General features: G+C 67.4%; 19 protein-coding genes and 1 pseudogene. 3 read left to right on the top strand and 17 right to left on the bottom strand.

Annotated features, from left to right (window positions below; all coding sequences use genetic code 11):
• Positions 1–153: 153 nt before the first annotated feature.
• The 3 genes and pseudogenes from ACH107_RS18340 to pdeM all read left to right on the top strand — a co-directional run.
• Positions 154–750, top strand: a pseudogene (locus ACH107_RS18340) (ATPase); the annotation flags it as partial.
• 150 nt (positions 751–900) lie between these two features.
• Entirely contained in the window at positions 901–3,300 is a 2,400-nt protein-coding gene (locus ACH107_RS18345; protein WP_412507062.1) for a ligase-associated DNA damage response DEXH box helicase, read from the top strand.
• A gap of 37 nt (positions 3,301–3,337) precedes the next feature.
• Positions 3,338–3,994 carry a ligase-associated DNA damage response endonuclease PdeM gene (gene pdeM, locus ACH107_RS18350; protein ID WP_412507063.1) on the top strand — a complete coding sequence of 219 codons (657 nt, stop codon included), beginning with the start codon at positions 3,338–3,340 and terminating at the stop codon, positions 3,992–3,994.
• On the opposite strand, the gene ACH107_RS18355 is transcribed toward pdeM, so the two are convergent.
• From ACH107_RS18355 to ACH107_RS18435, 17 genes are all read right to left on the bottom strand, one after another.
• Complete coding sequence (locus tag ACH107_RS18355; protein WP_412507064.1) at positions 3,991–4,740, bottom strand: LytTR family DNA-binding domain-containing protein; 750 nt, start codon at positions 4,738–4,740, stop codon at positions 3,991–3,993. The two genes, pdeM and ACH107_RS18355, sit on opposite strands and share 4 nt — an antisense overlap.
• Positions 4,741–4,979: 239 nt before the next feature.
• Positions 4,980–5,879 carry a bifunctional methylenetetrahydrofolate dehydrogenase/methenyltetrahydrofolate cyclohydrolase FolD gene (folD, locus tag ACH107_RS18360; protein WP_412507065.1) on the bottom strand — a complete coding sequence of 300 codons (900 nt, stop codon included), beginning with the start codon at positions 5,877–5,879 and terminating at the stop codon, positions 4,980–4,982.
• Position 5,880: 1 nt separating this feature from the next.
• Positions 5,881–6,786, bottom strand: a complete 906-nt coding sequence (locus ACH107_RS18365) for a bifunctional 5,10-methylenetetrahydrofolate dehydrogenase/5,10-methenyltetrahydrofolate cyclohydrolase (protein WP_412507066.1) — start codon at positions 6,784–6,786, stop codon at positions 5,881–5,883.
• Positions 6,787–6,862: 76 nt separating this feature from the next.
• Entirely contained in the window at positions 6,863–8,539 is a 1,677-nt protein-coding gene (locus tag ACH107_RS18370) for a formate--tetrahydrofolate ligase (protein WP_412507067.1), read from the bottom strand.
• Between the two features lie 173 nt (positions 8,540–8,712).
• Positions 8,713–9,294: an MOSC domain-containing protein gene (locus ACH107_RS18375; protein WP_412507068.1), complete on the bottom strand. Its 582-nt coding sequence runs from the start codon at positions 9,292–9,294 to the stop codon at positions 8,713–8,715.
• A 113-nt stretch (positions 9,295–9,407) separates the two neighbouring features.
• Positions 9,408–11,306: an ATP-dependent zinc metalloprotease FtsH gene (ftsH, locus tag ACH107_RS18380; protein WP_412507069.1), complete on the bottom strand. Its 1,899-nt coding sequence runs from the start codon at positions 11,304–11,306 to the stop codon at positions 9,408–9,410.
• Between the two features lie 78 nt (positions 11,307–11,384).
• Positions 11,385–12,656, bottom strand: coding sequence for a tRNA lysidine(34) synthetase TilS (gene tilS, locus ACH107_RS18385; protein WP_412507070.1), 1,272 nt, complete (start codon positions 12,654–12,656; stop codon positions 11,385–11,387).
• Positions 12,647–13,468 carry a tol-pal system protein YbgF gene (ybgF, locus tag ACH107_RS18390; RefSeq protein ID WP_412507071.1) on the bottom strand — a complete coding sequence of 274 codons (822 nt, stop codon included), beginning with the start codon at positions 13,466–13,468 and terminating at the stop codon, positions 12,647–12,649. The genes tilS and ybgF overlap by 10 nt, the downstream gene beginning before the upstream one ends.
• A 25-nt stretch (positions 13,469–13,493) precedes the next feature.
• Positions 13,494–14,012 (bottom strand): peptidoglycan-associated lipoprotein Pal, encoded by a 519-nt coding sequence (gene pal, locus ACH107_RS18395; RefSeq protein WP_412507072.1) that lies wholly within the window; start codon positions 14,010–14,012, stop codon positions 13,494–13,496.
• An 83-nt stretch (positions 14,013–14,095) separates the two neighbouring features.
• A complete protein-coding gene (tolB, locus tag ACH107_RS18400; RefSeq protein WP_412507073.1) occupies positions 14,096–15,412 on the bottom strand; it encodes a Tol-Pal system beta propeller repeat protein TolB in 1,317 nt (438 codons plus the stop codon).
• Positions 15,413–15,494: 82 nt separating this feature from the next.
• Positions 15,495–16,628: a cell envelope biogenesis protein TolA gene (locus ACH107_RS18405; protein WP_310702684.1), complete on the bottom strand. Its 1,134-nt coding sequence runs from the start codon at positions 16,626–16,628 to the stop codon at positions 15,495–15,497.
• A gap of 12 nt (positions 16,629–16,640) precedes the next feature.
• Entirely contained in the window at positions 16,641–17,117 is a 477-nt protein-coding gene (locus ACH107_RS18410; protein ID WP_310690484.1) for an ExbD/TolR family protein, read from the bottom strand.
• Between the two features lie 2 nt (positions 17,118–17,119).
• Entirely contained in the window at positions 17,120–17,794 is a 675-nt protein-coding gene (tolQ, locus tag ACH107_RS18415; protein ID WP_310690485.1) for a protein TolQ, read from the bottom strand.
• Positions 17,795–18,134: 340 nt separating this feature from the next.
• Positions 18,135–18,524 (bottom strand): tol-pal system-associated acyl-CoA thioesterase, encoded by a 390-nt coding sequence (gene ybgC / locus ACH107_RS18420; protein ID WP_310690486.1) that lies wholly within the window; start codon positions 18,522–18,524, stop codon positions 18,135–18,137.
• Entirely contained in the window at positions 18,521–19,153 is a 633-nt protein-coding gene (locus tag ACH107_RS18425) for a hypothetical protein (RefSeq protein WP_310690487.1), read from the bottom strand. Before ACH107_RS18425 ends, ybgC begins: the two co-directional genes overlap by 4 nt.
• A 21-nt stretch (positions 19,154–19,174) precedes the next feature.
• Positions 19,175–20,185 (bottom strand): ACR3 family arsenite efflux transporter, encoded by a 1,011-nt coding sequence (gene arsB / locus ACH107_RS18430; RefSeq protein WP_310690488.1) that lies wholly within the window; start codon positions 20,183–20,185, stop codon positions 19,175–19,177.
• Between the two features lie 78 nt (positions 20,186–20,263).
• On the bottom strand, positions 20,264–20,648 hold a 385-nt coding region (locus ACH107_RS18435), incomplete at its 5' end, for a Holliday junction DNA helicase RuvB C-terminal domain-containing protein (RefSeq protein WP_412507074.1).

Consider the following 20,648-nt stretch of genomic DNA (forward strand, 5'->3'; position numbering starts at 1 on the left):
GAATACAATGCCTCATGGCTACGGCAGCGTCACGGGTACAAAACACCCGATCAGATCAGGGCCGAGCAAAAAGCCCTTGAACCCGAAGCCGTCACGGGGATTAAGATGGCGGCCTAACCAGCGCAACGCGCTGTCTCAGAACCGTGCCCCGGTACAGTCGTAACCGGCGGCGAGCTGTCACTGTCCATGCTCGATCTCGTCTACAACCCCACCGCGCGGACCTATCAGGCACCGCTGCAGCTGAAATCCTCGGGCGGCGTCTTCCTCGTCGACGACCTGGGACGGCAGGCCGAACCGCCGCAGCAACTGATCAACCGATGGATCGTCCCGCTGGAGGAACGCCGCGACATCCTGGCGCTACAATCGGGCGAGAAGTTCGAGGTGCCCTTCGACACGTTGGTGATCTTCTCGACCAATTTCCACCCCAACCAAATCTTCGACGAGGCTTCGCTGCGCCGGATCTTCTTCAAGATCAGGATCGACGGGCCAACCCAGGAGGATTTCCTCAAGATATTCGCCCTGGCCGCCCGCCAGAAGGGCATGCCGTTGGACGAAGACACGCTTGTCCATCTGTTTCAGGAAAAATACCCGAGCATCGGCAACGTCTATGCCCGCTACCAGCCGGTTTTTCTGATCGACCAGATCACCGCAATCTGCGACTTCGAGGGCATCCCCTACCAGATGCGCCCCGACCTGATCGACCGCGCCTGGGCCAACATGGTCGTGCGCGACGAGGCCATCACGCGCTGACAATCGGTTCGGACGAGCCGTTCCCGTCCAACCGGGCGGGGGGCGCTGCCCCCCAGTCGCGCGCCGGGCGCGCGACTCCCCCGCGGTATTTCCGACCCAAAGAAGCCGGGCGTGCTGGCGAAGAGGCCTGCGGCGACCTAGGTTTGCGCCATGACCGCCCTGCCCCCGATCTTCACGGACTGGTTCGCTGCACGGGGCTGGGCCATCCACCCCCACCAGCAGCAGATGCTGGACCGGGCCGCCGACCCGGCAACCCTGCTGATCGCCCCCACCGGGGGCGGCAAGACACTGGCCGGGTTCCTGCCCAGCCTCGTGGAATTGGCGGACGGGGCGCATGCCGGGCTGCACACGCTCTATGTCTCACCGCTCAAGGCACTGGCCACGGATATCCGGCGCAACCTGACCACCCCGGTCGCGGAAATGGGGCTGCCCATCCGCATCGAGGACCGCACCGGTGACACGACCTATGCCACCAAGCGCCGTCAGCGGGCCGATCCGCCGCATATCCTGCTGACCACACCGGAGTCGCTGGCGCTGCTGACCAGCTACGAGGACGCGCCGCGCATCTTTGCCGGGCTGCAAAGGGTGATCGTGGATGAAATCCACGCCCTGGCCGACAGCAAGCGCGGCGATCAGCTTATGCTGGCCCTGTCGCGGCTGGAAAGCCTGGCACCGGGGCTGCGCCGCGTCGGACTTTCTGCCACGGTGGACGATCCACAGGCGATCGCCGCGACCCTTGTGCGCCACCCAGACCCCTGCCCGATCCTGACCGCCGATCCCGGCCCGGACCCGGACATCGAGATGCTGGTGACAGACAGCCGCCCGCCCTGGTCCGGCGGTGGGGCAAAATATGCGATTCCAGAAGTTCTGGCGCAGGTCAAAAAGCACAACACCACGCTCATTTTCCACAACACCCGCGCCCAAGCCGAGATCTTCTTTCACCATCTCTGGCTGGCGAACGAAGACGACCTGCCCATCGGCATCCACCAAGGCAGCCTCAGCCGCGATCAGCGCGAGCGTGTCGAGGCGGCCATGGTGGCGGGCCAGCTGCGGGCCATCGTCTGCACCGGCTCGCTCGACCTGGGGATCGACTGGGGCGATGTCGATCTGGTGATCCAGATCGGTGCGCCCAAGAATGTCAAGCGGCTCGTGCAGCGGATCGGGAGGGCCAATCACCGCTATAACGCGCCCTCCCGGGCGCTTCTGGTGCCCGCCAACCGCTTCGAGGTGGTGGAATGCGTCGCCGCGCTGGAGGCGGCGCAGGCCCATGATCTCGATGGTGCGCCGCGCGGCCCCGGCCCTTTGGACGTACTGTGCCAGCACATCCTGATTCGCGCCTGTGCGGGGCCCTTCGAGGCCGACGACCTGTTCGGCGAGGTCAGAACCGCCGGGGCCTATGCCGATCTGAGCCGCGCCGCCTTCGACGACTGCCTGTCCTTCTGTGCGACCGGCGGCTACGCCTTTCGCGCCTATGACAAGTGGCAGCGGCTGAAACAGACCCAGGGCCGGTGGCACCTGCGCGACCCCCGCGCGGCGCAACGCATTCGCATGAATATCGGCACGATCCAGGATGCCGATCTGCTCAAGGTCCGGATGCGGCGCGGCAATCGCACGCTGGGCGAGGTCGAGGAGGCCTTTGCCGCATCACTCACCCCCGGTGACCGTTTCCTGATCGGCGGCGAGGTTGTGCGCTACGAGGGGTTGAAGGAACTGACCGTCGAGGTCAGCCGCACACCGGGGCGCGAGCCCAAGGTCGCCGTCTTCTCGGGCACGAAATTCGCCACCTCGACCCAGCTGTCGGCGCGTATCCTGCGGCTGTTGAACCAGGACAGCTGGCCGAACCTTCCCGGACATACCGCCGACTGGCTGGCGCTGCAGCGCGAGGTCAGCCGGATGCCCTCGGCCGATCGGCTGCTGGTCGAGACCTTCCCGCACGAGGGGCGCGAGCACCTGTGCCTGTACGGCTTTGCCGGGCAGAACGCGCATCGCACGCTTGGGTTGATCCTGACCCAGCGGATGGAGGCGGCGGGCCTGTCGCCACTGGGCTTCGTGATGACCGACTATGCCCTGCTGATCTGGGGGCTGGACCCCGTGGCCGACCCCGCCGCCCTTCTGGACCCGGGCGACATGCGGGCGGGCCTGGACGACTGGTTGCAAGGCAACGCGGTGATGAAACGCACCTTTCGCGGGGCCGCCACCATCGCCGGGCTGATCGAGCGCAACATGCCCGGCCCGAAAAAGTCCGGGCGGCAGGCGACCTTTTCCTCGGACATCCTGTACGACACGCTGGCCAAGTATGATCCCGATCACCTGCTGATGCGCATCACCCGCGACGAGGCCCTGCGCGGGCTGGTCGATTTCGGCCGGATCGAAGAGATGCTGGGCCGCATCAAGGGCGTCGATCACCATCGGCTGAACCGGGTGTCACCGCTGGCGGCCCCGCTGCTGCTGGAACCGGGTAAGGTTCCCATCGCGGGCGAGGGGCGCGAGCGGCTGCTCGAGGACGAGGCCGAGCGCCTGATGGCCGCGGCCGGTCTCGCCGCGCTTTGATCTTGCAGGCCCCGCGCTGCTGGGCCAAGTCCGGACCATGTCGCATCACCCGATCAAGCTTGGCGGTCATGACCTGCAGGCCCGCGCCGATGGCAGCCTGTTCTGGCCGGCCATGGGCCTGCTGTGCGTGTCGGACCTGCACCTGGGCAAGTCCGAGCGCATCGCGCGGCGGGGCGGCGGCCTGCTGCCGCCCTATGAGACGCGGGAAACGCTGGCCCGGCTGGACAGCGCGATTTCCGAGACGGCACCGCGCCATGTGATCTGCCTGGGCGACAGTTTCGATGACCTGCACGCGGCAGGCGATCTGCCCGATGCGGTGCGGCTGCATTTGTCACGGCTTCAGGCCGGGCGCGACTGGACATGGATCGAGGGCAATCACGACCCCGGCCCCGTGGCCCTGGGCGGCAGTCACCTCGCCGAGCTGGACCTGGAGGGGCTGCGCTTTCGCCATATCGCCACCCCGGATGTCCCCGAGGTCTCGGGGCATTTTCATCCCAAGGCGCGGGTGCCGGGCACCACGGCAGCGCGCCCCTGTTTCCTGATGGACCAAGACCGTGTGATCCTGCCCGCCTTCGGCGCCTATACCGGTGGGTTGCGGGCCACCGAGCCGGTGCTGCGCGGGCACATGGCCCCCGGCGCGATTGCGGTGTTGACCGGGCGACGCGCGGTCGCCGTGCCCCTGGCCGCGCTCTAATCCTTCAAAAAACCGGCCGAGACTAGGTTGTGCCGGTATTTCGGCCCGACCGGCACGGTGTCACCCGATGTCAGGACCACCCGTTCGCGGGTGCCCGTGGTCTCGACCGCACGAATCGCCGTCAGGGCCACCCAGTGCGAGCGATGCACGCAAAACCCCTCGGTCACGTCCATCTCGGCCACTGCATCGCGCAACCGCAGGCGCAAGCGCATTGTCTGGCCATCCGACAGGACCACTACGACGTGGTGATCGGCCGAACTCAGCCAGTCAATGCGCGCGGGCGCGGCGACGTTCAGCCGCTGATGCAGCCGGTCGCGACGCGGCGCGGACGGGGCCGGCGGGACCATGGCCGCGCGCAGCGCGGACAGCATGAGCACCGCGGCCAGCACCACCGACAGGGTATAGACCCGGTTCGGCGCGGGTCCGAAGCGCGACAACCCAAGGTACAGGCAAGGCGCATACACCAACGTCAACGCGCCGGACACCACGAAGGTCTCGCGGCTGGGGGCAAGATCGTGTCGCCAAAGGCGCAGCGCCGCGCGAATTATCAGGGCGACGAGCGCCCCCAGGGAAATGATACCCGCCCAAGTCAGCGCCTCCAGCGGCAGAGGCAGCACGGCGACCGCGGCAAACGGTTTGCCCAGCGTGGCCAATACCATCAGCCCCAGAGCAGGGGCCCATCCCGGCCAGGCCTCGCGCACAACCCCGGAAAATTCCCGACCCAGCGCCCGCCAGACTTGCGACATACCCCTTACCACCCCTTGAACACCGGGAGACCACTCCCAAAACCGACGAAAACAATGGCGAGGCAAGATTAAGGCGGAAAAAGCCAATGCGCAAACCGACCCAGCCCGAACAGATCACAGCAGATGTCGCGCGTCTTGTCTTGTCCGCGCCGGGGATGGACGGGGCGGGATCACCGCACCGATCAGCTCAAGGCAGAGCCAGCAGGCCGGCATGGCGTCGCCGGGCCCGCTCCGGCCTGTCAGGCCGTCAACCCATCGGGCTCGGGCAGGCCGGCCGCGCGACAGCAGGCGGTGACGGTATTGGCCAGCAGGCAGGCGATGGTCATGGGCCCGACACCGCCGGGCACCGGCGTGATGGCGCCGACCACCTCGGCACAACTTTCGTAGTGGCAGTCCCCGACCAGCTTGCCCTTGCCGCCCTCTTCTTGGGCAGGCAGGCGGTTGATGCCGACGTCGATCACCGTCGCTCCGGGCTTGATCCAGTCGCCGGGCACCATTTCCGGCCGGCCCACCGCAGCCACGACGATATCGGCCTCGCGCACAACGCCTGGCAAATCGCGCGTGCGGGAATGGGCAATGGTCACGGTGCAGCTCTCGCCCAGCAGCAATTGCGCCATGGGCTTGCCCACGATGTTGGACCGCCCGATCACCACGGCGTTCAGCCCCGAAAGATCGCCCAGATGATCGCGCAGCATCATCAGACTGCCCAGGGGCGTGCAGGGCACCATGCTCTTCTGCCCCGTTCCCAGAAGGCCGACGTTCGAGATGTGAAAGCCGTCCACGTCCTTGGCCGGGTCGATGGCATTGATGACAAGATCGGCGTTCATGTGATCGGGCAGCGGCAACTGCACCAGGATGCCATGCACCGAGGCGTCGCCGTTCAGCCGGTCGATCAGCGCCAGCAGGTCCGCCTCGGGCGTGTCGGCCTCTAATCTGTGCTCGAAGCTTTCCATGCCGACCTCGACGGTCTGCTTGCCCTTGGAGCGGACGTAGACCTGGCTCGCCGGGTCCTCGCCCACCAGAACGACCGCCAGGCCGGGGGTGATCCCGTGGTCCTCTTTCAGGCGTGCCACGTGGCCCGCCACCTTTTCGCGGACCCTGGCCGCGAAGGCCCTGCCGTCGATCACCCTGGCCGTCATCTCATACCTCCGTATTGGCGTATTGGGCTGCGTAGTGCTCTTTCTGGAGCCGCGTCGCAAGCACCGCGTTCTGCATCAGGACCGCCACCGTCACCGGGCCGACCCCGCCGGGCACCGGCGTGATCCAGCCCGCTACCCGGGCGCAGCTGTCGAAATCGGCATCGCCGACGGTACGGCCCCCCTCGTGCGTCTCGATGCGGTTGATGCCAATGTCGATCAGCGCCGCACCGGGTTTGACCATGTCGCCGGTTACCAGCCCGGGCCTGCCGACGGCAACAAAGACCGCATCCGAGGCCCGGCTGTGCATGGCGACCGAGCGGGTCATGTGATGGCAGACGGTCACCGTCGCCCCCAGCCCCATCAGCAGAAAGGCAATCGGCTTGCCCACGATCTCGGAATGGCCGATCACCGTGACGTCCAGTCCCTCCGGTCGCAGCGGCAGGGTTTTCAGGATTTCCACCGCCGCAACGGCGGTGCAGGGGCCAAGGGCCAGATCGTTGTAGACAATGTTGCCGATGGATGCGGGATGCATCCCTTCCACGTCCTTGAGCGGATGCACCGCCTTCTGCAAGGCCTTGACCGGGATATGCTCCGGCAGGGGGCGCTGGATGATGATCCCGTTGACCCGTGGATCGGCATTCAGCCCCTGCAACACGCCGACAAGCTGTTCCAGCGACATCGCGGCCTCGTAGTTGCGCGCCTCGAACTGTACCCCCGCGCTTTCGGCGCTGCGCTGCTGGTTGCGCACGTAGAGCGCGGCCTCCGCCGCATCGCCCACCGATATGGACACGAGCCGCGGCTGCCAGCCCTCGGCGGCCAGCGCCGTGGCCTCCTGCGCGACCTCGGCGCGCTTCCGCGCGGCGATGGCCTTGCCGTCGATCAGGGCGGCACGATGGGATGCAGTCATGGAATGCTCCGGACGGGACGGCGGGCGGGGCGCATTGCCTTCCCCGCAGGGAAGGCAACAGCGGCGGTCCGCCGGATCAGAACAGGCCTTCGATCAGGCCTTCGTCGTTGAGGCGGATGTTCTCCGAGGCCGGCTGCCGCGGCAGGCCCGGCATGGTCATGATCTCGCCGCAGATCACCACGATGAACCCCGCGCCCGCCGATAGGCGCACCTCGCGCACGGGCACCGAATGCCCGGTCGGCGCGCCGCGCAGCGACGGATCGGTCGAGAAGGAATACTGCGTCTTGGCCATGCAGACCGGCAGGTCGCCGTATCCGGCATCCTCCCATTCCTTGAGCTGGTTGCGGATCTTGGCATCCGCCAGCACCTCGTCGGCGCGGTAGATCGCCGTGGCCACGCGCTCGATCTTCTCGAACAGCCCGAGGTCGTCGCGGTAGAGCGGTGCGAACTGGCTGGCACCGCTGTCGGCGATCTCGGCCACCTTGCGCGCCAGCTCCTCGGAGCCTTCCGAGCCCAGCTCCCAGTGGCGCGACAACACGGCCTCGGACCCCTGCGTTTCGACGTAGTCCTTCACGGCCTGAATCTCCGCGTCGGTGTCGGTGACGAAGTGGTTGATTCCCACCACGACCGGCACGCCGAACTGCTTGAGGTTGCCAATATGGCGGCCGAGGTTGGCGCAGCCCTCCTGCACGGCCTCCACGTTCTCCTCGCCCAGGTCGGCCTTGGCCACGCCGCCGTTCATCTTCATCGCGCGCACCGTGGCGACCAGCACCACCGCATCGGGGGCCAGCCCCGCCTTGCGGCACTTGATGTTCATGAATTTTTCGGCGCCCAGGTCGGCGCCGAACCCCGCTTCGGTCACCACGTAGTCAGCGGTGTTCAGCGCCGTGGTGGTCGCGGTGACCGAGTTGCAGCCATGCGCGATGTTGGCAAAGGGGCCGCCATGGACGAAGGCCGGGTTGTTTTCCAGCGTCTGCACCAGGTTGGGCTGCATCGCGTCCTTGAGCAGCACGGTCATGGCGCCGTCGGCCTTGATGTCGCGGCAGTAAATCGGCGACTTGTCGCGGCGGTAGGCCACGATCATGGCGCCCAGGCGCCGCTCGAGGTCCTCCAGGTCGCTGGCAAGGCACAGGATCGCCATGACTTCCGAGGCCACCGTGATGTCAAAGCCGGTCTGGCGCGGGAAACCGTTGGCCACCCCGCCCAGCGAGGTCACGGTGTCGCGCAGGGCGCGGTCGTTCATGTCCATGACCCGGCGCCAGGTGACGCGGCGCTCGTCGATCTCCAGCTCGTTGCCCCAGTAGATGTGATTGTCGATCATGGCCGACAGCAGGTTGTGCGCCGCCGTGATCGCGTGGAAATCGCCGGTGAAGTGCAGGTTCATGTCCTCCATCGGGACAACCTGTGCCTTGCCGCCACCCGCGGCCCCGCCCTTCATGCCGAAGTTCGGCCCGAGCGAGGCCTCGCGGATGCAGATCGCGGCCTTCTTGCCGATGCGGTTGAGACCGTCGCCCAGGCCCACGGTGGTGGTCGTCTTGCCCTCGCCCGCCGGGGTCGGATTGATGGCGGTGACCAGGATCAGCTTGCCCTTGGCATTGCCCTTGGCGGAATTGATGAACTCCTGGCTGACCTTGGCCTTGTCGTGGCCGTAGGGCAGCAGGTACTCGCTGTCGATTCCCAGCTTGGCGCCGATTTCCTGGATCGGCTTCTTCTTTGCCTCGCGGGCGATTTCGATGTCGGTCTTGAATGCCATTGGTGCGGTCTCTTCCCTGGGATCGGCCCCGGCGGGGCGTGGTCACATGCTGTCACACCCTAAACACGACATGAGCAGCCATTGCACCGCGATTGCGACATTTTCACATCCGGAATCGTCGGTGCTGGTCCGGTGTCTGTCCGGCCACGGGCCTTTGTTCGCGGCGGTGCGGCTCAGGGCGCCCAGGCGCGCTGGTCTGGGATGTGCAGGCGCAGCCGGTCGCCAAGCGCCAGGGTGCCGGGTCGCTCGACCCAGGCGGTCACCCCGCGCCGGCCCCGGGCGGCGGTCTTGAAGGCCTTGCCGTGGCCCGGCTGGTGTCGGTCGACGGTCAGGCCGGGCTGGTGGCAGGGGCGGTTCTGCATGTCGATGACAAGCGTGGTGCCCGCCTCGGCCTGAAGGCGCGACGAGGGCGGCAGGTGGCTGAGATCCGCCAGCCCCGTCACCACCACCGTCGCGCCCAGCCAGGCCGGGTCCAGCGCCTGCAGCCCCAAGGCGGCGGCGATCAGGGCCAGTTCCTCGCCGCTGACGATGCTCACCTGCCGGGTATTAGCGATTTCGGTGCCTCGCCGGTGCTGCGCCGTGACCCGCGCGCAGGAGGGCCGCGTGCGCCCCGCATACGGGGCATCCGTCAACCCCTCGAACCCCAGCTCAAGCCGGTCCAGCGCGATGCCATCGACGGCCGGTTCCCGCCGCTCGGCCATTCGGCCCAGCCAGGTGATCGTGGCGTGGTGGTCCGTGGGGGTCAGCGCGGGCATGCGGAAAACTCGGTCTGGTTGCAATTCCCGATGGTCCGACGTTTCCCGCCCTCGCGCAAGGCCCCCTGCGACAGCAAAAAGCCCCGCCGGTCAGGCGGGGCTTTTCAAAGGCGTCAGGTAGGCTCGGGTTCCGGCTCCGGGCCCTTGGGCTTGCGCCCCTTGGTCTTGGGGATGGCGGTGACCGAACTGCCGCTGGTGGGCGGCGTGTCGTCGGCGTCGTCGTCGCGATTGAGCGGCTCGCCGTTGATCACCTTGGTGATATCCTGGCCGGTCAGGGTCTCGTATTCCAACAGGCCCCGGGCCAGACGTTCGTGTTCCTCGGCCTTGTCGGTAAGGATCTGCCGCGCCCGCTCGTAGGCCTCGTCCACCAGGCGGCGCACCTCGCCATCGATTTTCTCCTGTGTGTCAGGCGAGACGGTGCTGACCGGGACCATCTGCGACTCGTCGTTGGAGTAGTCGATCATCCCCAGCTCGTCCGAGAAGCCGAAGCGCGTCACCATGGCCCGGGCGATCTTGGTAACCTGCTGGATATCCGAAGCCGCGCCCGAGGTTACGTTGTCATGGCCAAAGATCAGTTCCTCGGCCACACGGCCGCCCATCGCCATGGCAAGCTGCGACTTGTACTTGGTATAGGTCACCGAGAGCTGGTCACGTTCCGGCAAGCTCAGCACCAGGCCAAGCGCCCGGCCGCGCGGGATGATCGTAGCCTTGTGGATCGGGTCGTGCTGGGGGACGTTCAACCCGACGATTGCATGGCCCGCCTCGTGATAGGCGGTGAGCTTCTTCTCGTCCTCAGTCATGACCATGGATCGCCGCTCGGCCCCCATCATGACCTTGTCCTTGGCGTTCTCGAAATCCGCCATGGTGACAAAGCGCCGCCCCACCCGGGCCGCCATGAGCGCCCCTTCGTTCACCAGGTTGGCAAGGTCTGCCCCGGAGAAGCCCGGTGTGCCGCGCGCAATGATGCGCAGGTCCACGTCGGGGCCCAGCGGCACCTGCCGTGCATGGACGCCGAGGATCTTCTCGCGGCCCTTGATATCGGGGTTGGGCACCTGCACCTGCCGATCGAACCGGCCCGGCCGCAGCAAAGCCGGGTCCAGCACGTCGGGACGGTTCGTCGCCGCCACGATGATGATTCCCTCGTTGGCCTCGAAGCCGTCCATTTCCACCAGCAACTGGTTGAGCGTCTGTTCCCGCTCGTCGTTGCCGCCGCCGTAGCCCGCGCCACGCGACCGGCCCACCGCGTCGATCTCGTCGATGAAGACGATGCAGGGCGCGTTCTTCTTGGCCTGTTCGAACATGTCGCGGACGCGGCTTGCCCCAACGCCGACGAACATTTCCACGAAGTCAGACCCCGAGATGGTGAAGAAGGGCACCCCCGCCTCGCCCGCGACCGCGCGGGCGAGCAGCGTCTTGCCCGTCCCCGGGGGGCCGACCAGCAGCGCGCCCTTGGGAATCTTGCCGCCAAGCCGCGAGAACTTCTGCGGGTTGCGCAGGAATTCGACAATCTCTTCGAGGTCGTCCTTGGCCTCGTCGATGCCGGCAACCTCGTCGAATGTGACGCGGCCGTGCTTCTCCGTCAGCAGCTTTGCCTTGGACTTGCCAAAGCCCATGGCGCCGCCCTTGCCGCCGCCCTGCATGCGGTTCATGAAGTAGATCCAGACCCCGATCAAAAGCAGGAAGGGCAAAAGCCCCAGCAGGAAGGTCGTGAAGCCCGACTGTTCCTGCGGGCGGGCTTCGACCGCCACCCCGTTGTTCATCAACAGGTTCGTCACCTCGGCGTCGCCGGGGACGACCGTCATGTAGCTGCGGCTGTCGGAGCCTTCGTAATAGATTTTTTCCCCGTCCATGGTGACCTCGGTCACCGCGCCGGATTCAACCGACTGGACGAATTGCGTATAGCTTCGGGTGCTGCTGCTGTTCGTTCCCTGATCGCCACCGAAAAGTTGGAACAGGGCGATGATCACGATGAACAGGACGACCCAGAAGGCCAGATTGCGCGCGTTTCCCACGGCGTACTCCTCTAGATTCGGGCACGGGCGCGCGATGCGCCGCCGTGCCTTACCAAGATAGACACGTTGGCCCGTTCTTCAATGCGAAAGCAGGCAGGAGGTGAAAGACGTGACAATCCGCGCAGTCCAGGCGGGATTGCGCCCGGCCAAGGGCGCGGCGATCAGCGCATCGCCCTGCCAGACCGCCGGCGAGGCCATGAGCGACGCGCGCGGCAGGCCGGTGTCGCGCCAGTCGGGGCAATCCTTGACCGCCGCGCCCAGCGCCCGGATTTCCAGGTCGGGCGCATGGGGGCCGTCCAGCTGCCAGCGCCCATCCCAGAGGCGGGTTGTCGCACAGCGCCTGTCCCGGACGGCATTGTATTCCCGGGCAAGGCGCAGAACCGGCCCGGCCTGCGCGATCACCAGACAGCCCGCAGCGGTCTGCCTCGGCCCGTCGTTTGCCAAAGCGGCCTCGAGGTTGGCCAGGGTCGTCTGGCGCGGGGCGTAGGCCGCGCCCGCGACCCACTGCAGCCCCTTCGAGAGCAGCCGCCGTTCGATTTCCGGGTGCAGCGGGGGATGCGCGCGGCGCGGGATCAGCAGGTCGCCCCGGTCCTCGGTCACATGGCGCTGCGCCTCTTGCGCAGTGTAATGCTCCAACGCCGAGCGCGCCATGCGCAGGGCCTGGGCCGTTTCCGTCAGCCCTGCGACATCGACACCAAGCGGCTCCAGCTCCGCCAGCACCGCCCGCGCGCGGGTCCGGTCATAGTGTGGGTCCTGGTTCGTCGGGTCCTCGGCCCAACCGACCGCATTGCGCCGCAGGTAGGCGCGCAGGTCGTCGCGCCGCTGCCGCCAGAGGGGCCGGACCCATGTCACGCCATAACGGCGGAAGGTCGCGTCCATGGCAGCCAGCCCGTCGACACCGGCCTTGCGCCCCAGCCGCATCAGAAAGGTCTCGGCCACGTCATCGGCGGTATGGCCCAGAAGGACCGCCCCGATACCACGGTCCTGCGCCCACTCGGCGATCAGCCGATAGCGGGCCTCACGCGCAGCGGCCATGGTGTTGCCGCCGTCCGCACCCTGCCAACGCAGGGTTGTCTGAGGAATGTCGAGCCGGCCACAGAAATCCGCCACGGCGCGGGCTTCCTGCGCCGCCTCGGGGCGCAACCCGTGATCGACGGTGACCGCCTCGATCTTTTGGCCGATCTGCCGCGCCCAACGCCAGACAAGGTGCAAAAGCGCGACGGAATCCCCGCCCCCCGAGACCGCCACACCAATGCGGCCGGGCGGGCCGTCGGGAAAGCAGCGCGCGACGATCTGCAAGAGCGCGGCATCCCGGCCCTGCGCCGCCGCCCGGTCCGGCGCTAGCCGCATTCGAGGAATTGCATCGCCTGCCGCGCCACGTTCACCTGGTCGCTGTCGGGAAAGCGGGTCTCGACCTCGCCCAGGGTGATGCAGGCGTTCTGTTGCTGGCCCAGCGCCCCCAGGGACGTACCCAGGCGGGTCAGGGCCTCGGGTGCGACGGGCCCGCGCGGCGCCGCGGAAAAACTGTCGAGAAAGCCGCGTGCCGCGCTGGAGGTCTCGCCCAGTTCGTCATGGGCCTTGCCGCGCAGCAGGTGGGCCTCGGCCGCGACCGGCGAGCCGGGGTAGGTCTCGCCGAAGCTGGCAAGCAGGTCGGCGGCCTCGCGGTAGGCGCCCTCGTCGAGGGCCATCTGGGCGCGCTCGAAATCCTCGCGCTCGGCCCGGGCCAGTTCGGGGCCGGTTTCCGAGGTCTGCGCGGGCTGATCCTCGGGGACGGTCTGGTCGCCGCCCAGCGTCGGCGTGCTGCCAAGGCTGCCGACGTCGCAACCTTCTTCCAGCTCGCACAGGCGGAATTCCAGGTCGCCGATGCGGTTGGTGCCATCGCTGACGATCCGCTCGATGCGGAATTCAAGCTCTTCGGTCTTGGCGGTCAGGCGGGTCAGTTCGGTCTCGATGGCGATGAGGCGATCCAGCGGAGAGGCCCCCGCGACACCGTCGCGCGCGGACGATCCGCTGGCGCTCAACTCGTCCCGCAGCTGTTCAAGATCGCCGTAGAGGGCACTGAGTTCCGTCCGGATGTCGGCAAGCGTCTGGTCCTGCTGGGCCGTCGCCGGAGACGCCAGCGCCAGCACCAGACCCGCCGAAAGAAGTCCCCTGCGCAGCATCGTGACCTCCCCGCCCCTCAACCGGTCAGCTTGTCGCGCCGAGCGAGATCACCGTCACGGCCCGGCGGTTCTGCGAATAGCAGCTTTCATCGGAGCAGACCGCGAGCGGACGTTCCTTGCCATAGCTGACCGTGCGAATGCGGTTGGCGGCCACACCCTGCGACACCAGGAAGTCGCGCACCGCGTTGGCCCGGCGCGCGCCCAGCGCTAGGTTGTATTCTCGGGTGCCTTGTTCGTCGGCATGGCCTTCGATCACGGCCCGGTAATCCGAATTGGTCAACAGCCACTGGGCCTGCCCCTCCAGCACCGATTCCGCATCGTCGGACAGCGTGGACTGGTCCACCGCGAAAAGCACCCGATCGCCGATCGTCTGGTTGAAATAGGCCGGGCTTTCGGGGTCGTCGGCCGAGCCCAGCTCGGATTGGTCGATCCCGGTCCGGCTGCCGGAGTCGCCCGCGTCGGGAGTGTTGAAACGGTCGGCGTTGGTGCAGGCGCTCAGCGCCAGCGCGCCAAGCAGAAGGGCCGCCTTGAGTGCATGTGTCATTCGATGTGTCCTGTCATTCTTGTTCACGCTCGTTGCGCTCAGCATAGCATGGCCCGCGGCTCTAAGAAATCACCAATGCGTGGTCAGCGCTGCAAGGGCCCCCAGGAGGGGTCCGAGGCGCCAGCGGGCGTTGGCACCCGTTGCAGGTTCCGCCCGGTGATATCGACCGAGAACAGGCTGGAGGTGCCACCGGCCCCGCGGGTTTCACGCGAAAACATGATGACCCGGCCATTGGGCGCCCAGGTCGGGCCCTCGTCCAGGAACGACGCGGTCAGCAGGCGCTCCTCGCTGCCGTCGGTGCGCATCACGCCGATATGGAAGCGGCCCGCGTTCTGCTTGGTGAAGGCGATCAGGTCCCCGCGCGGCGACCAGACCGGCGTGCCATAGCGCCCCTCGCCAAACGAAATGCGCTCCGCCTCACCGCCATCGGCACCCATGACATAGAGTTGCTGCCGGCCGGACCGGTCGCTTTCGAAGACGATGCGGTCGCCATCGGGGCTGAAGGAGGGCGCGGTCTCGATCGAGGGGGCATTGGTCAGCCGCCTGTGCTGGCCCGAGCGCAGGTCGGTGCGCCAGATATCGGTATTGCCGCCATTCGACAGGCTGTAGATCACCTGTTCGCCGTCGCGGCTGAAACGCGGGCTGAAGGCCATTTCGCCATCCTGGGTGGTCAGTTGCTGACGGCCACCCGGTGTCGAGACATCAAGCACGTTGATTCGCGGAAATCCGCTGTCGTAACTGGTATAAAGCACCCTGTCCCCGTTCGGGCTGAAGCGCGGGGCCAGGACGATGGCGCTGCTGTCCGTCAGGTACTGCACGTTCGCGCCATCGTAATCCATGATCGCAAGGCGCTTGCCGCGATTGTCCTTGGGGCCGGATTCGGCCACGAAGACAACGCGGCTGTCGAAATAGTCCTCTTCGCCGGTGATGCGGGAATAGACCGCGTCGGCGACCTTGTGCGCCATGCGACGCCAGCCGTCGGGCGTGCCGCTGAACTGCAATCCCCCGCCCATCTCGGCGCCCGAGAAGACGTCGTAGACGCGGAACTTCACCGTCAGCCGCCCGCCATCGGTTGCGACCGCGCCGGTCACCAGGGCCTGCGCATTGATCGCGCGCCAGTCGGCGAAGGAGATGGAGTCGGTAAAGCTGTCGGGGGTCGAGATGAAGGCCGAGCGCGGGATCTGCCGGAACAGCCCGGTTCCGGTCAGGTCCTGTGCGACGACGCGGCTGATGTCGGCGGCAAGCTCACCGGCATCGTCGGTCTCGGCATGAAAGCCCGGCACGGCGAAGGGCAGCGGCTCGATGACGCCGTCGGTCAGCTCCAACCGGAGCGGGTTTTGCGCCGCCGCCGCCGTGGCAAGGAAAAGCGCCATCAGGAAGGTCAGGAACCGGGTCATCATGTCGTCTCCATTCTCTCAGGATCGCCTGCCAGTGCAATAGCCGCATGACAAGCGCCCTGTCGTGGGGAAAAGCCGTTGCCATCTACCATGAGGTCATGTTCTCGGGGTTGAAAGTCAGTTCCACGTTGCGCCACTGCTCATACTTGTCGGCAGGCAGGTCATAGCCCGCGCCATCCGTCTCATTCTGGCAGCGCAGCAGCGCGGAGCGGGCCATCCGATAGGCCACGTCCGCATCCGCCTGGCTGCCGCCCTCGAATCCGAGCAATTCGATGGAGCTGGTATTCACGCGACCATTTTCGGTCATCGAGAAGGCCACGGTCACCTTGGTGCGCTGCGCAGCGGTCGAGGCACTGCCCACGTTCCAGCACTTGCCGATCTGGCGCAGAAAACCGGTCTTGGTGGACTCGCTCAACTGGCCACCCGCGATCCCGGCACTGGGCTGCGGGTCCGGGTCCGAGGCCGTCTCGGCCAGGGCTTCGGCCACGGGGTCGACGGTCTCACTCTCTTCGGGCTCGCTCTCGGCCTCTTCGGTCTCGGCCGTCTGCGGCGCCGGGCGGCTGGGCCGGGCCTGCGGGCGCAGGCTGACCTCGGGGGCCCCCGAGGGGGTTTCAGCCTCGGTCACGATCTCGGGGGCGGCCTCCTCGGGGGCGGTGGACTGGTCCACCTCCTCTTCGACCGTCTCGTCCTCGGTGGCGGTGTCCGAGGTTGCCTCGGCCACCTGATCATCGACCTGCGTATCCGGGTCCGGCGGCGCGACCGGATCGGGCGCGATGCGCTCGGAGGGGCGCGGAACCGGGCGCGCGCTCTCGCCCAGCTCGGTCGACGGCGGCGGGGCAGGCGTTTCCGAGATTGGCGGCAGATCCGGCACCGTGTCGGTCACCTCGGCGTCAGGCGTGTTCATCTCGGGCGGGGGCGGGGGGGCCTCCGGGTCGGGTGTTTCCACCGGCGCCGGCGGCTCGGATACCTGCGGCGCGGTGTCTTCGTCGGGCGCGAGGGGCTCTTGCGTCTCGATCTCGGGCTGAGTCGGGGCGACCACCTCCTCGTTCGGCGCGTCCGGTTCCCCGGCCCGCATCATGTCCTCGAAATCGTCTTCCGAGATTACCGAGACTTCGGTCATCTGCATGTCGAACGGCCGGGACTCAAGCCCCCACCCCGCCAGCAGCCAGACGATCAGGGCCGCATGACCCGCGCCCGATATGTAAAGTCCCGCACTCATGTCTGTTTCGGCCTAGCCGTCCGCCTCGTCCAGCCCGGGCCCGCCGCTCTCGGTCACGAGCGAGATGTTGGTGATCCCCGCCGCCGTGAGAGCGCCCATGATCCGGGCCACCCTTTCGTAGGGCAGGCTGCCGTCGGCGCGCACGAAAACGCGGTCGCTCTCGCGTTCTTCCAGGATGCCCTGCAAACGCCCCAGCAATTCGCCGCGCGGCACCTCCGTGGTCATCAGCATGACCCGGCCATCCGCCGTCAGGGTGACGGCCAGGGGTTCCTCCTGCTCGCTGGGCAGGGCGCCCGCGGCGGTGTCCGGCGTGTCGACCTCGATCCCGGCGATCATCAGGGGCGCGGCGACCATGAATATGATCAGAAGCACCAGCATCACGTCCACGAAGGGCGTGACGTTGATCTCGGACATGGGCTGGCTGCGCCGCGTGCGCCGCCTGCGGCGTGACCCGCCCCCATCGCCAGATTTCATGACACCGGCGCCCATGACTAGCTGTCCAACTGGCGGCTAAGGATGGTGGCGAATTCATCCGCGAAGGCCTCGTAGCCGCTCACGATTCCGTCGCTGTCCGAACTCAGCTTGTTATAGAAGATCACCGCCGGGATCGCCGCCAGCAGGCCCAGGCCCGTGGCCAGCAGCGCCTCGGCGATGCCGGGGGCGACAACGGCGAGGTTGGTGTTCTGTTGCTCGGCGATCTCGATAAAGGCGTTCATGATGCCCCAGACCGTGCCGAACAACCCCACGAAGGGTGCAGTCGACCCGACGGTGGCCAGGATCGGCAGACCCTTCTGGAGTTTTTCCGCCTCCTTGGCGATGGCCACATCCATGGATCGTTCGATCCGCGCCTGCGCGCCTGCGATCAATCCGCCATCCTGCCGGTGGCTGCGGCGCCACTCGGTCATGCCGGCGGCAAAGATGCGCTCGGACCGGCCATCGGGGTTGGGGCCGATGCGGTCGAAAAGCTCGTCCAGCGGGTTGCCGGACCAGAACGCCTCGTCGAAGACCCGCGCTTCGGCCCGCGCGCGGCGGAACTGGACCCATTTGTCGATGATCACCGCCCAGCACCAGACACTGGCCAGGATCAGTAGGATCATGACAAGTTTCACGGTGATCGTGGCGCGGGCGAACAAGGCCCACATCGTGTAGTCGGATGCTGCTTCCATCTGCCTGCTCATTGTTTGCGGGCCGGTTACGGCCTCTTTGGGAAAAGGTTTACCCGGATTTGACGCGGAAAGCCAAGAAAACCGCGCCGGGGACGCACATTTCCGAGGGCCGTCAGCCTCGATTTCGGCGGATTACCGCTGGCCTGTGCGGCGTCGCCCGCCCCGCAGGGCGGACAACCGGAGTGTCAAACCGCCATCGGCGCTGCGGCCCGCCGACGAGATCATCCCCGACGACGGGCCCGAGACATATGTCTGGCGCGACTTCGGCGCGACGTCTACCCGTCTCAGCCCCTATCTGAGGGTAGTGCAGCCGACAGGATAGCAGGGCGCGGCGCCCTGGTCAGTGCAGAGTTCGGCGCAACGCGTCGGGCAGGCGCACCGGGCGTCCGTCGTCCCCCAGCGCCACCAGCGTCACGATGGCCGAGAACAGGACGACACCGTCGCGGGTGACGTCCTGTTTCACCACCAGCCGCGCGCCGGTCAGGGCTTCCACCGAGGTCTCGACTGTCAGCGCGTCATCGAAGCGCGCGGGCTGGATGTAGTCCGCCTCGACCCGGCGCACGGCGAAGACGACGCCCTGCTCGGCCTTGAGCCGCACCTGGTCGAGGCCCAACTCGCGCACCCATTCGGTGCGGCCGCGTTCGATGAATTTCAGGTAATTGGCATAGTAGACGATCCCGGCAAGGTCGGTATCCTCGTAATAGACGCGGATCGGCAGGCGGTGGGTCATTGCGGGGCCTCCAGGCGGGCGAAAAGGCGCAGGGCGTGGCTCGGGTCCTGCGCCACGGCCGGCAGGATCGGATCGTAGGCGGCCCGGATCACCCCGGCAACCTCGGGGCGCAGAACCGCGACACCCTCGGCCATGGCCAGCGGCGAAGCCTCGGTGAAGGCCTGGTCGGACCAAAGCAGGATCGACTGCACCGCCTGCGACAGCGCCAGGGTGTCCGCCGGGACGCGAGACATCTCGGCGTCCATGCGGATGAAGATGAAACAGGCCCGGATCGCGCCGCCGGCGTCGAACCGGAAGATGCGATACTGGTTGGCATCCTGCGCCGCCAGCCGGCCCACCAGCGGGCCGAGGTCGGGCACCAGCCGGTCCAGGTCGGGCACCCGGGTCAGTTCGGCCCAGTCGCGGCAGAAGAACACCATGGTGTTGGCGCCCAGTTCGGGGTCGGTCTCGGCCATGGTGTGTCCGGACAGGGCGCAGACGGCCTCGAAAGCGCCCTTGATCACGGAAAGGGTCTGATCCTCGACCCCGAAGACGATGGGCACGATCGGCCGCCCCCAGCGCGCACAAAGGAAGGTGCCGTCGGCGCGGGTGAAGAGCGCCTCGATCCGGTCGGCGGAAAGCCTCGTCATCGCGTCCTCGTCTCCTTGCGGTCAGTCGGCGAAACGTGCGCGCGTGCGGTTGGCGAAGGCGACCAGCGTCAGCATGACGGGCACCTCGACCAGAACGCCCACCACGGTCGCCAGCGCCGCACCCGAGTTCAGGCCGAAAAGGCTGATCGCCACGGCCACGGCCAGTTCGAAGAAATTCGACGTGCCGATCAGCGCGCAGGGCGCGGCGATGCGGTGCGGCACCTTGAGGGCAAAGGCCGCCGCATAGGCCAGGGCGAAGACACCGACGCTCTGCAACAGGATCGGCACGGCAATCAGGACGATCACCGACGGTCTGGCCAGGATCACCTGCCCTTGCAGGCCGAAGAGGATCACCACCGTGGCGATCAGGCCGACGATCGAGACTGGCTTGATCCGGCCCTGGAAGGCGGCGATCGCCGCGCGCGTGCCCAGCCTGCGCCGGGTGAGCAGCCCGGCCGCCAGCGGCAGCGCGATGAACAGCAGCACCGACAGCAGCAGCGTCTCCCAGGGCACGGCGATATCCGTGACCCCCAGCAGCAGCGCCACGATCGGCGCGAAGGCCACCACCATGATCAGGTCGTTCACCGTGACCTGCACGAGGGTGTAATTCTCGTCCCCCCGCGTCAGTTGCGACCAGACAAAGACCATGGCCGTGCAGGGCGCCGCCCCCAGCAGGATCAGCCCGGCGATATACTGCTGGGCATCCGCGGGCGCGATCCAGCGGGCAAAGACCACCTCGAAGAACAACACCGCCAGCGCGGCCATGGTGAAAGGCTTGATCAGCCAGTTGACGGCCAGCGTGATCAGCAGCCCGCGCGGCTGGCGCGCCACCTGCCCCAGCGATCCGGGGTCGACGCCCACCATCATCGGATAGACCATGGCCCAGATCAGCACGGCGACCACCAGGTTGACGCTGGCGACCTCCGCCGCCGCGATGGCCGCGACCAACGGCGCGGCCAGGTTGCCCAGGGCGATCCCCAGCACCATAGCCGCCGCGACCCAGACCGACAGGTATTTCTCGAAAACGCCCATGTGCCGCGCTCCTCGTGCCCCGGTTGCCAAGCAGGTCCTGCGCCAGAACCGGGCGGGATGCAACAGGGCGGCCCCGGGTCAGGCGCCGAATAAGTCCGACTGACCGGGCGGTTTCGGCGCCTCTAGACCCAGGTGGGTCCAGGCCTTGGCGGCCAGCATCCGCCCGCGCGGGGTGCGCTGGATCAGGCCCTGTTGCAGCAGGTAGGGCTCGATCACCTCTTCCAGCGCGTCGCGGCTCTCGCTCAGGGCCGCCGACATCGTCTCGATTCCCACCGGGCCGCCGCCGTAGTTTTCCGCGATCAGCGTCAGGTAGCGCCGGTCGGCCCCGTCCAGCCCGAGGTGATCGACCCCCAGCCGGGTCAGCGCGCGGTCGGCGATCTCGGGGGTCACGGTGCCGTCGCCCTCGACCACGGCGAAATCCACGACCCGGCGCAGCAGCCGCCCGGCGATGCGCGGCGTGCCG

The sequence above is a fragment of the Roseovarius halophilus (ex Wu et al. 2025) genome, from assembly GCF_047086965.1.

What these genes read in the sequence shown, in the direction of transcription:
- folD (WP_412507065.1), bottom strand. Translation starts at nt 5,879, where the DNA reads ATGACGGCCAGGGTGATCGACGGCAGGGCCTTCGCGGCCAGGGTCCGC.
- tolB (WP_412507073.1), bottom strand. Translation starts at nt 15,412, where the DNA reads ATGATGACCCGGTTCCTGACCTTCCTGATGGCGCTTTTCCTTGCCACG.
- ACH107_RS18375 (WP_412507068.1), bottom strand. Translation starts at nt 9,294, where the DNA reads ATGCCCGCGCTGACCCCCACGGACCACCACGCCACGATCACCTGGCTG.
- ACH107_RS18425 (WP_310690487.1), bottom strand. Translation starts at nt 19,153, where the DNA reads ATGACGAGGCTTTCCGCCGACCGGATCGAGGCGCTCTTCACCCGCGCC.
- pal (WP_412507072.1), bottom strand. Translation starts at nt 14,012, where the DNA reads ATGACACATGCACTCAAGGCGGCCCTTCTGCTTGGCGCGCTGGCGCTG.
- ACH107_RS18410 (WP_310690484.1), bottom strand. Translation starts at nt 17,117, where the DNA reads ATGGGCGCCGGTGTCATGAAATCTGGCGATGGGGGCGGGTCACGCCGC.
- tolQ (WP_310690485.1), bottom strand. Translation starts at nt 17,794, where the DNA reads ATGGAAGCAGCATCCGACTACACGATGTGGGCCTTGTTCGCCCGCGCC.
- ACH107_RS18345 (WP_412507062.1), top strand. Translation starts at nt 901, where the DNA reads ATGACCGCCCTGCCCCCGATCTTCACGGACTGGTTCGCTGCACGGGGC.
- ACH107_RS18405 (WP_310702684.1), bottom strand. Translation starts at nt 16,628, where the DNA reads ATGAGTGCGGGACTTTACATATCGGGCGCGGGTCATGCGGCCCTGATC.
- ACH107_RS18365 (WP_412507066.1), bottom strand. Translation starts at nt 6,786, where the DNA reads ATGACTGCATCCCATCGTGCCGCCCTGATCGACGGCAAGGCCATCGCC.
- pdeM (WP_412507063.1), top strand. Translation starts at nt 3,338, where the DNA reads ATGTCGCATCACCCGATCAAGCTTGGCGGTCATGACCTGCAGGCCCGC.
- ybgF (WP_412507071.1), bottom strand. Translation starts at nt 13,468, where the DNA reads ATGCTGCGCAGGGGACTTCTTTCGGCGGGTCTGGTGCTGGCGCTGGCG.
- ybgC (WP_310690486.1), bottom strand. Translation starts at nt 18,524, where the DNA reads ATGACCCACCGCCTGCCGATCCGCGTCTATTACGAGGATACCGACCTT.
- ACH107_RS18370 (WP_412507067.1), bottom strand. Translation starts at nt 8,539, where the DNA reads ATGGCATTCAAGACCGACATCGAAATCGCCCGCGAGGCAAAGAAGAAG.
- arsB (WP_310690488.1), bottom strand. Translation starts at nt 20,185, where the DNA reads ATGGGCGTTTTCGAGAAATACCTGTCGGTCTGGGTCGCGGCGGCTATG.
- tilS (WP_412507070.1), bottom strand. Translation starts at nt 12,656, where the DNA reads ATGCGGCTAGCGCCGGACCGGGCGGCGGCGCAGGGCCGGGATGCCGCG.
- ACH107_RS18355 (WP_412507064.1), bottom strand. Translation starts at nt 4,740, where the DNA reads ATGTCGCAAGTCTGGCGGGCGCTGGGTCGGGAATTTTCCGGGGTTGTG.